At 62.4% G+C, this 9,553-nt stretch carries 10 protein-coding genes and 1 pseudogene; 7 read left to right on the top strand and 4 right to left on the bottom strand.

Annotation, left to right across the window (positions count from 1 at the left end):
• The 3 genes and pseudogenes from MOV76_RS36670 to MOV76_RS36680 form a co-directional block, all read right to left on the bottom strand.
• Nucleotides 1-424, bottom strand: a pseudogene (locus MOV76_RS36670) (4-(cytidine 5'-diphospho)-2-C-methyl-D-erythritol kinase); the annotation flags it as partial.
• Nucleotides 425-493: 69 nt separating this feature from the next.
• Entirely contained in the window at nt 494-2,326 is a 1,833-nt protein-coding gene (locus MOV76_RS36675) for a tetratricopeptide repeat protein (RefSeq protein WP_018449355.1), read from the bottom strand.
• Between the two features lie 133 nt (nt 2,327-2,459).
• Nucleotides 2,460-3,476 carry a polyprenyl synthetase family protein gene (locus MOV76_RS36680; RefSeq protein WP_018245017.1) on the bottom strand — a complete coding sequence of 339 codons (1,017 nt, stop codon included), beginning with the start codon at nt 3,474-3,476 and terminating at the stop codon, nt 2,460-2,462.
• Between the two features lie 108 nt (nt 3,477-3,584).
• Between MOV76_RS36680 and MOV76_RS36685 the strand changes: the two genes are divergently transcribed.
• Nucleotides 3,585-3,812, top strand: a complete 228-nt coding sequence (locus tag MOV76_RS36685; RefSeq protein WP_003545870.1) for a DUF2007 domain-containing protein — start codon at nt 3,585-3,587, stop codon at nt 3,810-3,812.
• A 6-nt stretch (nt 3,813-3,818) separates the two neighbouring features.
• Nucleotides 3,819-4,595: a tRNA1(Val) (adenine(37)-N6)-methyltransferase gene (locus MOV76_RS36690; protein ID WP_018245018.1), complete on the top strand. Its 777-nt coding sequence runs from the start codon at nt 3,819-3,821 to the stop codon at nt 4,593-4,595.
• A gap of 17 nt (nt 4,596-4,612) precedes the next feature.
• On the opposite strand, the gene MOV76_RS36695 is transcribed toward MOV76_RS36690, so the two are convergent.
• Nucleotides 4,613-5,953: an Nramp family divalent metal transporter gene (locus tag MOV76_RS36695; RefSeq protein WP_018245019.1), complete on the bottom strand. Its 1,341-nt coding sequence runs from the start codon at nt 5,951-5,953 to the stop codon at nt 4,613-4,615.
• A gap of 183 nt (nt 5,954-6,136) precedes the next feature.
• Between MOV76_RS36695 and MOV76_RS36700 the strand changes: the two genes are divergently transcribed.
• From MOV76_RS36700 to MOV76_RS36720, 5 genes are all read left to right on the top strand, one after another.
• Nucleotides 6,137-6,997, top strand: a complete 861-nt coding sequence (locus tag MOV76_RS36700; protein WP_024321292.1) for a S49 family peptidase — start codon at nt 6,137-6,139, stop codon at nt 6,995-6,997.
• A gap of 18 nt (nt 6,998-7,015) precedes the next feature.
• Entirely contained in the window at nt 7,016-7,207 is a 192-nt protein-coding gene (locus MOV76_RS36705) for a membrane protein (RefSeq protein WP_003556931.1), read from the top strand.
• Nucleotides 7,208-7,376: 169 nt separating this feature from the next.
• Nucleotides 7,377-8,333, top strand: a complete 957-nt coding sequence (locus MOV76_RS36710) for a glycine--tRNA ligase subunit alpha (protein ID WP_247266390.1) — start codon at nt 7,377-7,379, stop codon at nt 8,331-8,333.
• Between the two features lie 140 nt (nt 8,334-8,473).
• A complete protein-coding gene (locus tag MOV76_RS36715; protein WP_018245022.1) occupies nt 8,474-9,025 on the top strand; it encodes a LemA family protein in 552 nt (183 codons plus the stop codon).
• A gap of 108 nt (nt 9,026-9,133) precedes the next feature.
• Nucleotides 9,134-9,553 (top strand): 3-phosphoshikimate 1-carboxyvinyltransferase (locus MOV76_RS36720; protein WP_408988009.1); only part of this gene is annotated, 420 nt, incomplete at its 3' end.

The following is a 9,553-nucleotide window of genomic DNA, read 5'->3' on the forward strand; positions in this document are numbered from 1 at the left end:
CCTCCTCGGGCAAGCTCGTGCCCCAGAGCCGCATCAGCCCACGCAGCGTCGCGGCCGCATCGGCCGAGCCGCCGCCGATGCCGGAGGCAACCGGTAGATTCTTTTCGAGCTGGATACGGACGGGAAAGGCGAGGGGACCGATCGCCTCGCGCAGGAGATCGCGCGCCTTCAGCACCAGGTTAGTGCCGCCGTCGCCGGCAAGTGTTTCGCCGAAACGGCCAGACAGGGTAAATTCGTCGGTCGGCGACGGCATGAAGTCCAGCCGGTCGCCATGATCTGCGAAGGTCACCAGCATATCGAGCAGATGATAGCCATCCGGCCGCCGGCCCGTCACATGCAGGGCCAGGTTGATTTTGGCGCGAGCTTCCTCGGAGATGCTGGAGCATGATGCCGAAAAGTCTGAGCGGTTTTCGGACGACATCATGCTCTACTTCTTTGATCTCGAAGCGGCCAAGCCCTCTTCAGGGCCCTCTTCAGGCAAACGTCCCGCCCGTCAGGATTTCTTGTCGACCGGCGGCGGGATGACGGGTGCCGGATCCGGCTGCTTCTTGTCGGCCGCCTTGGCATCGTCGCTGGCGGGAGGCAGGCCGTTGGCGACCTTGTCCTTGATCTTCGGAATTTCGGCGGCTTCAGGCTCCGAGCTGAGCGCCCGGTTCCACTGGTAGACAGCCTCGAGCTTGCGCCCGACGCGCCAGTAGGCATCGCCGAGATGGTCGTTGATCGTCGCGTCGCCGGCCTTGATCTGTGCGGCCCGTTCCAGCTCGTCGACGGCATCGTCGAAGCGGTTGAGGCGGAAATAGGCCCAGCCGAGCGAATCGATGATGTAACCATCGTCAGGGCGAAGATCGACGGCCTTCTTGATCATGCCGAGACCTTCGTCGAGGTTCCGGTTCATGTCGATCCAGGAATAACCGAGATAGTTCAGCACCTGCGGCTGGTCGGGATTGAGCTCCAGCGCCTTGCGGAAGTTCGGTTCCGCCTGGTCCCACTTCTTCAGCCGCTCATAGGCGATGCCGCGCTGGAAGAAGACGCTCCAGTTGGCGCGGCCGGGAATGGGGCCGATCGCATCGACGGCCTTGTCGTAATTGGTGGCCATCGCCTCGTAGTCCTTGGCGTCGGAAAGCACGCTGCCATAGGCGAGGTAACTGCGGATGTCCTTCGGGTCGGAGGCGATCAGCGCCTGCAGGTGCTTGCGCGCCTCATCCACCTTGCCGCCCTGGGCAAGGGCAAGGCCGAGCTGCAGCTCGGAGATGCGCCGCATCGGTGAATTCTCCGGCACTTTCTTGTAGAGCGCGATGGCGCGGTCCATCTGGTTCTGCTTCTCGGCAATGCCGCCGAGCAGCACCAGCGTATCGGCGCTGTTCGGATCGAGCGCATTGGCCGTCTGCAGGTAAAGCGAGACGATATCCTCGGCGCCGTCGCGGTTCAGCGCGCCGCCGACGGAGAAGAGCACGCCGGCAGCCCCTTCTTCGGCCGTCTTGACCTGCTGTTCCTGCTTCTCGTTCTTTTCGACGCTGTCGCGCAGCGCATTCAGCGGTGCGTAGTTCGGCAGCAGGTTGTCGCCGACGGAAACGGCGTCGAGCGCCTTCTGCTTGTTGCCTTGTGTTGCTTCGAGGCGGGCAAGCGCCATCACCGCCCGCATGAAGGTATCGGGCGCCGTCGCTCCGCCTTCCTTGTCGAGCACGGCATCGTTCAGATGCTGGCGGGCGGACTTCACGTCGCCGATGGCGATGGCGATCGCGCCGGCATTGTAATTCTGAAAGATGCGGAACCAGTCCGGCCCCTTCATCTTCTCGACCATGGCGAGCGCTTCCTTGCCGCGGCCGGCGCCGACGCGGGCCCAGGCGAGCAGCAGGTCGTTCATCATCCGGTCGAGATCGTTCGGCCCCTTATATTTCAGGATGGACTCGGCGGTCTTGTAGTCGTCGCGACGTACGGCATCCATGCCGCGCACGATCGTGGTGATGCGCTCGACGGAAGGATCGCCCTTCAGGTCGTTGGCGTATTTGACGCCCTCCTTGATGTCGCCATTGAGCAGCAGCGAGATCATCAGCCGCTGGCGAATCTCGGGATTGCCGGGCTCGATCTGCAGCGCCTTCTTGTAGAGCTCGATCGCCGTTTCGTAGTCATGATCGACATCGGCCGTACGCGCGGCGAGGAAGGCGCCGGAGAAACTGGTAACGCTATCGGCATCAAAGTGAGCGGCCGTGCCGGCATCGTCTGCCTTGGCCGCATCCTCGGCGTTCACGCCGCCGACACTGCCCAGCGAAAGGACAGCTGCAAGCGCTGCGCTCGTAAGAAGACGGATGGCAAGTCTCTGCCGCATTAGGAAACCTTTCTTCGACAGCGTCCCGACAATAGTGCCGGCCGCAAAACAAGTTGCGATCACTGATTCATAACAGGATGGCTTTTTTGAAGCGGCGCCGCAAGAAAATCAGCCTGCGATCAAGGACGTTTGATCAATTGACGCGCTCGATGCAGAAGTCGATCACTTCCATCAGGGCGGATTTCCACACCGTATCCGGAAGCGGCGCAAGCGCGTCTCGCGCGATCGTGCCATAATGGATCGCGCGGCCGATCGTGTCGCTGAGCGTGCCATATTTGGTGATCAGCCCCAGCGCTTTTTCGAGGTTGGCGTCGGTGCTGTTGCCGGCTTCAATCGCATCGCGCCAGAATGCGCGCTCGTCCTCGGTGCCGCGGCGATAGGCGAGAATAACAGGGAGGGTGATCTTGCCCTCGCGGAAATCGTCGCCGACATTCTTGCCGAGATCGGCAGCCTTGCCGCCGTAGTCGAGCGCGTCGTCGACGAGCTGGAAGGCGAGCCCCAGATTCATACCGTAGGATTTCAGCGCATTGCGGCCGGAGCGGCCGGCCTCTGCGACGATCGGCCCGACTTCGGCGGCGGCAGCAAAGAGAGCCGCCGTCTTGGCGCGAATGACGGAGAGATAATCGTCCTCGGTCGTCTCCATGTTCTTGGCGACCGAAAGCTGCAGCACTTCGCCTTCGGCAATCACGCAGGCGGCGGAAGACAACACGTCGAGCGCATCGAGCGAGCCGACATCGACCATCATGCGGAAGGCCTGGCCGAGCAGGAAGTCGCCGACCAGCACGCTTGCCTGGTTGCCCCAGATCATCCGCGCTGTCGGCTTGCTGCGGCGCAGATCGCTTTCGTCGACGACGTCGTCATGCAGCAGTGTCGCCGTGTGCATGAACTCGACTGATGTGGCGAGCTTGACGTGGTTTTCGCCCCTGTAGTCGAACAGCGAGGCGGAAGCCAGTGTCAGCATCGGCCGCAGCCGCTTGCCGCCGGACGAGATCAGATGGTTCGCCACTTCGGGGATCATCTGCACGTCGGAGCCGGCCTTGGACAGAATGAGCTGGTTCACTCGCTCCATGTCCGCCCTGGTGAGATCGACCAATGGCTTGATGGATGCCAGTTTGTTTTTGCTTTCTTCAAGCGGTATGACCACGCCCAACGACCCGGACTCCTGTTCATTCTTTGCACCTGACAATAGAAAGGGGCGATGGACGCGGCAAGGGGTGAATTGTCGCGCTGAGCGAAATTGGAAGGAAAACGACGGCAAATGCATGAGCTTATCCGCGCCAACGACCCCGTTCTGCTGTCTTATGCCGAGAGTTTGATGAAGGATGCGGGAATTCACTGCTTCATCGCCGACCAGGGCATGAGCGTGCTGGAAGGCTCGCTCGGCATGCTGTCGCGTCGCCTGCTGGTGGATGAGGAGATGGCCGATCAGGCGCGCCGCATCCTCACCGATGCCGGTCTCGGCGGCGAGTTGCGCGAGCGGAAGTGAGCTCCGATGACCGGGGAAACCGCTGACACCATCGATGCCTTTCATCGCGGCGCCTTTCATGTGGTGCAGCCGAAGGGCAGGGGCCATCGCTCCGGCATGGATGCGATGCTGCTTGCGGCTCTGGTCGCCGACGATCGCCCGGTCAGGGTTGCCGATCTCGGCGCCGGCGCCGGTGCTGCCGGCCTTGCCGTCGCCTCGCGGCTTGCCGATTCACAAGTGGTGCTCTTCGAGCGCTCGGCCGAGATGGCCGATTATGCCCGCCGCAGCATCCTCTTGCCCGACAATGCCCATATCGCCAACCGCGTCAGCGTCGTCGAGGCCGATGTGACGCTGACCGCCAAGGCGCGCAACGATGCCGGGCTCACCGATGAAAGCTTCCACCATGTCATCATGAACCCGCCCTTTAACGACGCCGGAGATCGGCGCACGCCGGATGCGCTGAAGGCCGAAGCCCATGCGATGACCGACGGCCTGTTCGAAAGCTGGATCCGCACCGCCGGCGCGATCATGATTCCAGGCGGGCAAATGTCGCTGATCGCCAGGCCCCAGTCGATCGCCGAGATCGTTGCAGCCTGCGGCCGGCGCTTCGGCGGCATCGAGATCACCGCTATCCACCCGCGTCCGGGCGAAAACGCCGTCCGTATCCTGGTGACTGGTATCAAGGGATCGCGGGCGCGGCTGTCGCTGCGCGCCCCTCTGATCATGCACGAAGAGGGGAGCCACAAGTTCTCCCCTCTCGTCGATGATTTCAACAATGGCCGGGCGGCCTACGCCAGGCTTTAGAGTGGTAAGTTCACGCTTTAGCCGGTGACAAAGTCGAAGAGCAGCTTGACGTTCAGCCCGGCGATGACGACCGCGATCAGATAGGCGATGCCGCTCAGCCAGCGGGGCGCCACCAGTTCGCCCATCTTCGCCTTGCTGGCGGTGAACATGACAAGCGGGAAGACGGCGAAGGAAAGCTGCAGGCTGAGCACCACCTGGGTGAGGATCAAAAGCTGCGCCGTGCCCTGGTCGCCGTACCAGATGGTGACGATCGCCGCCGGCACGATGGCGATGGCGCGGGTGATCAGCCGGCGTATCCAGGGCTTCAGCCGGATCTTCAGGAAGCCTTCCATGACGATCTGGCCGGCAAGCGTTGCCGTCACCGTCGAGTTGAGGCCGCAGCAGAGAAGCGCGATGCCGAAGAGCGTCGGCGCGATAGCGAGGCCGAGCAGCGGCGACAGCAGTGAATGGGCTTCGCCGAGTTCGACGACGTCGGTCTTGCCGTGCGCATTGAAGGCGGCCGCCGCAAGGATGAGGATCGAGGCGTTGATCAGGAGCGCGAAACACAGCGCCACCGTCGAGTCGATCGTCGCAAAGGTCAGCGCCTCCTTCTTTTCGGGAACAGTATGGCCGTAGGCCCGCGTCTGCACGATGCCGGAGTGAAGGTAGAGATTGTGCGGCATGACGGTCGCGCCGAGAATGCCGAGCGCCAGATAGAGCATCTCCGGATTGGTGACGATGTCGGTGGTCGGGAAGAAGCCGGTGAGGACGGCGCCCCACTGTGGGTCGGCAAGCAGGATCTGCACGCCGAAGCAGACCGCGATGACGCCGAGCATCGCGATGATGAAGGCCTCCACCCAGCGGAAGCCGAGCTTTTGCAGGAAGAGGATCACGAAGACGTCGAGCGCGGTGATCAGCACGCCGAGTTCGAGCGGGATGCCCATCAACAGATTGAGGCCGATCGCCGTGCCGATCACCTCGGCGATATCGGTGGCGATGATGGCGATTTCCGCAAGGGCCCAGAGCGGTACCGAGACATATCTCGGAAAGGCGTCGCGGCAAGCCTGCGCAAGATCGCGCCCGGAAGCGATCGCGAGACGCGCACAGAGCGCTTGCAGCACAATCGCCATCAGGTTGGAAAGCAGTGCGACGGTGAGCAGCGCGTATCCGAATTTCGAGCCGCCGGCGAGCGAGGTCGCCCAGTTGCCCGGGTCCATGTAACCGACGGCAACCATGTAGCCCGGCCCGGCGAAGGCTGCTGCCCTGCGCCACCTCGAGCTGTGACGCCCGGTTCCGACGGTGCGGTAGACATCGGAGAGCGATCCCTCTCCGCGTTCGTGCCGCCAGCCGCTCTTTGCATTCGGATTGAGGACGTCCATGCGATTTCCACCTGTTTTATCGTCAGGGCACTATGACGAATTAGAATGATAATGCAAGTCATTCGCAACAACAAAATCAAACCTGCTATTTTCAGGAACGCGGCCATTGCGTTTGCCGTTCCAGCGCATACATGGATGCCGATCGTAAACTGCAATCGTGCGACCCGAAGTGAAGGATGGGAAATGGCCGGATTCTTGAGAAAACTGCTGCCGAAACGGTTCCGCAAGGACGGCATCACCATCCCGGTCGTCCGGCTGCAGGGGGCGATCATCAGCGGCGGCGGCCAGTTCCGGCCGACCCTCAATCTCGCCAATGTCTCTCCGGTTCTGGAAAAAGCCTTCGCCATGAAGGACGCGCCGGCGGTCGCCATCTCCATCAATTCGCCGGGCGGCTCGCCTGTCCAGTCGCGCCTGATCTTCACCCGCATTCGCGAGCTCGCTCGCGAGAAGCAGAAGAAGGTGCTGGTCTTCGTTGAGGATGTCGCCGCCTCCGGCGGTTACATGATCGCCCTTGCCGGTGACGAGATCATTGCCGATGCCACCTCCATCGTCGGCTCGATCGGCGTCGTCTCCGGCGGCTTCGGTTTTCCCGAACTCCTGAAGAAGATCGGCGTCGAACGCCGCGTCTATACGGCGGGCGAAAACAAGGTGATCCTCGATCCTTTCCAGCCGGAAAAGGAAAAGGATATCGAGTATCTGAAGAGCCTGCAGCTCGAAATCCATCAGGTCTTCATCTCAATGGTGCGCGAACGTCGCGCCGGCAAGCTGAGGGACGATGCGGCGGTGTTTTCCGGCCTGTTCTGGAGCGGCACACGCGGCCTCGAACTCGGCCTCATCGATGGCCTCGGCGACATGCGCCAAGAACTGAAGAGGCGCTACGGCCAGAAGACCAAGCTGGAGCTCGTCACCGCCGGCCGCGGCCTGTTCGGTCGCCGGATTCCAGGCGTGTCGCCGGTCTCGCTCGAGGGTGCTGCATCCGGTCTCGCAACGGGGCTTGTCGAAGCGGCGGAAGAGAGAGCATTGTGGAGTCGTTTCGGGCTTTGAAGGGAGCAAGAGAGGGGCATGCCGCAGTTAATTACCATTCTGATCCTGGTTTTCTCAGCCTGGTGGCTTTACCGCCGCTTCGTCTCCGATGCCCGTAAGCTCGCCGAAAAGTCGCGCCGCGCTGAAAAGGAGCGCCAGACCGGCGCAATCGGCACGCTGGTCAAGGATCCGGCGACGGGAGAATACCGGCTGAAGCGCGAGGGCGAATAAGAGGCGTCGCCACGCACTGCCGCTCACCCAGTTGGTGAGGGGGAGGGGCAGCGGAATTCCTCTTCCCCATCGGCATTCGACGCCTCTTCATTGCTGCAAAAGTCTTGACCCCCGCCGCCCTCCATGGCACCTGTCGCGCCGATAATTCCCAAGCAATCGGTGCCGTTCGATGTCAGCTATTCCAGACCATATGAACCCGAAGCGCTCTTTCCAGGCGCTGATCCTGACCCTGCATAGCTATTGGGCGGACAAGGGTTGCGCGGTGCTGCAGCCCTACGACATGGAAGTCGGCGCCGGCACCTTCCACCCGGCCACCACGCTGCGCGCCCTCGGCCCCAAGCCATGGAAGGCGGCTTACGTTCAGCCGTCTCGCCGCCCGTCCGACGGCCGCTATGGCGAAAACCCGAACCGGCTGCAGCATTACTACCAATACCAGGTCATCCTGAAGCCGAACCCTGCAAATCTGCAGGAGCTTTATCTCGGCTCGCTGGCGGCGATCGGTCTCGATCCGCTGCTGCATGATATCCGCTTCGTCGAGGACGACTGGGAAAGCCCGACGCTCGGCGCCTGGGGCCTCGGCTGGGAATGCTGGTGCGACGGCATGGAAGTCTCGCAGTTCACCTATTTCCAGCAGGTCTGCGGCATCGAATGCTCGCCCGTCGCCGGCGAACTCACCTATGGTCTCGAACGCCTCGCCATGTATGTCCAGGGCGTCGACAATGTCTACGATCTGAACTTCAACGGTCGCGACGGCGACGAGAAGATCAGCTATGGCGACGTCTTCCTGCAGGCCGAGCAGGAATATTCGCGTCATAATTTCGAGTTCGCCAATACCGAGATGTTGCATCGCCATTTTGTCGATGCTGAGAAGGAATGCCGGGCGCTGCTCGATGCCGGCGCCCCCGGCGACAACGCCAACCAGCGCCTGCACAAATGCGTCTTCCCGGCCTATGACCAGTGCATCAAGGCAAGCCATGTCTTCAACCTGCTCGATGCCCGCGGCGTCATTTCGGTCACCGAGCGCCAGAGCTATATCCTGCGCGTTCGCACGCTCGCAAAGGCCTGCGGCGAAGCCTTCCTGCTGACCGATTCCGGCGGCGTCAACCTGGGCAAAGAGGCGGCGTAACGCAACAGCCTGCCAGCCGTATCGTCGATATCGACGGCTGGTCGGGCACCCCGAATCGTCGCGGATATCGGCGTTTGACGGCAGCCGGCAAACCCGCGTAGTCTCCGCGCGGACATTACTTCGCTGCGGGGGAATTCGCGATGTTTATTGCGCTTGGCGTCATCGTTCTGGTCGCGCTCTATCTCATCTTCATCTACAACGGCCTGGTTCGCGCGCGGCAGATGGCGGAAGAGGCCTGGTCGGGCATCGACGTCCAGCTCAAGCGCCGCGCCGATCTGATCCCGAACCTGATCGAGACGGTCAAGGGTTATGCCGCCCATGAAAAGTCGACGCTTGAAGAGGTGGTTGAGCTCCGCAACAAGGCGCAGGCCGTTCCATCAGGCGATGTCGCCGGCAGGGCGCAGGCGGAAGGCCTGCTCGGCCAGGCGCTCGGTCGTGTCATCGCGCTCGCCGAGGCCTATCCCGATCTCAAGGCCAACCAGAATTTTGCCGAGCTCCAGGCTTCGCTGGAAACCATGGAAGGCGAGTTGCAGATGGCGCGGCGTTACTACAATGGCGCGGCCCGCGACCTGAACGTCAAGGTCGAAAGCTTCCCGTCCAATCTCGTCGCCGGCCAGTTCGGATTTTCGAAACGGGAATATTTCGAAATCACCAACGAGGCCGATCGCGCCGTCCCCACCGTGAAATTCTGACGATCCGGCATTTTGCCTTTGCCCGAAAGCGATTAAGAGCAAGGGCAGATTTGCGGCCGGCTAGAGCATTTCGCGCTTTAAGGTCGCCCCATGGACGGAAGAAACAGCATGACACGCACAGCCAAACTCACGATCATCCCGCCTGGCAAGCCGCTTTCCGGCCGCGCCATGCCGCCGGGCTCCAAGTCGATCACCAATCGCGCCCTGCTGCTCGCCGGCCTTGCGAAGGGCACCAGCCGGCTGACCGGGGCTCTGAAGAGCGATGATACGCGGTATATGGCCGAAGCGCTGCGTGCCATGGGTGTCGCGATCGACGAGCCTGACGATACCAGCTTCGTCGTCACCGGCAGCGGCAGGCTGCTGCCGCCGAAGGCGCCGCTCTTCCTCGGCAATGCCGGCACGGCGACACGCTTCCTGACAGCGGCCGCGGCTCTGGTCGACGGCACCGTCATCGTCGATGGCGACGAACATATGCGCAAGCGCCCGATCGGCCCGCTGGTCGAGGCGATGCGCACGCTCGGCATCGAT

Origin of the sequence: Rhizobium sp. PRIMUS64 (assembly GCF_023006465.1) — a bacterium.
Classification (GTDB): Bacteria; Pseudomonadota; Alphaproteobacteria; order Rhizobiales; family Rhizobiaceae; genus Rhizobium; species Rhizobium leguminosarum.

Coding starts and splice junctions, on each gene's coding strand:
- MOV76_RS36675 (WP_018449355.1), bottom strand. CDS start 2,326: ATGCGGCAGAGACTTGCCATCCGTCTTCTTACGAGCGCAGCGCTTGCA.
- MOV76_RS36685 (WP_003545870.1), top strand. CDS start 3,585: ATGCATGAGCTTATCCGCGCCAACGACCCCGTTCTGCTGTCTTATGCC.
- MOV76_RS36690 (WP_018245018.1), top strand. CDS start 3,819: ATGACCGGGGAAACCGCTGACACCATCGATGCCTTTCATCGCGGCGCC.
- MOV76_RS36695 (WP_018245019.1), bottom strand. CDS start 5,953: ATGGACGTCCTCAATCCGAATGCAAAGAGCGGCTGGCGGCACGAACGC.
- MOV76_RS36700 (WP_024321292.1), top strand. CDS start 6,137: ATGGCCGGATTCTTGAGAAAACTGCTGCCGAAACGGTTCCGCAAGGAC.
- MOV76_RS36705 (WP_003556931.1), top strand. CDS start 7,016: ATGCCGCAGTTAATTACCATTCTGATCCTGGTTTTCTCAGCCTGGTGG.
- MOV76_RS36710 (WP_247266390.1), top strand. CDS start 7,377: ATGTCAGCTATTCCAGACCATATGAACCCGAAGCGCTCTTTCCAGGCG.
- MOV76_RS36715 (WP_018245022.1), top strand. CDS start 8,474: ATGTTTATTGCGCTTGGCGTCATCGTTCTGGTCGCGCTCTATCTCATC.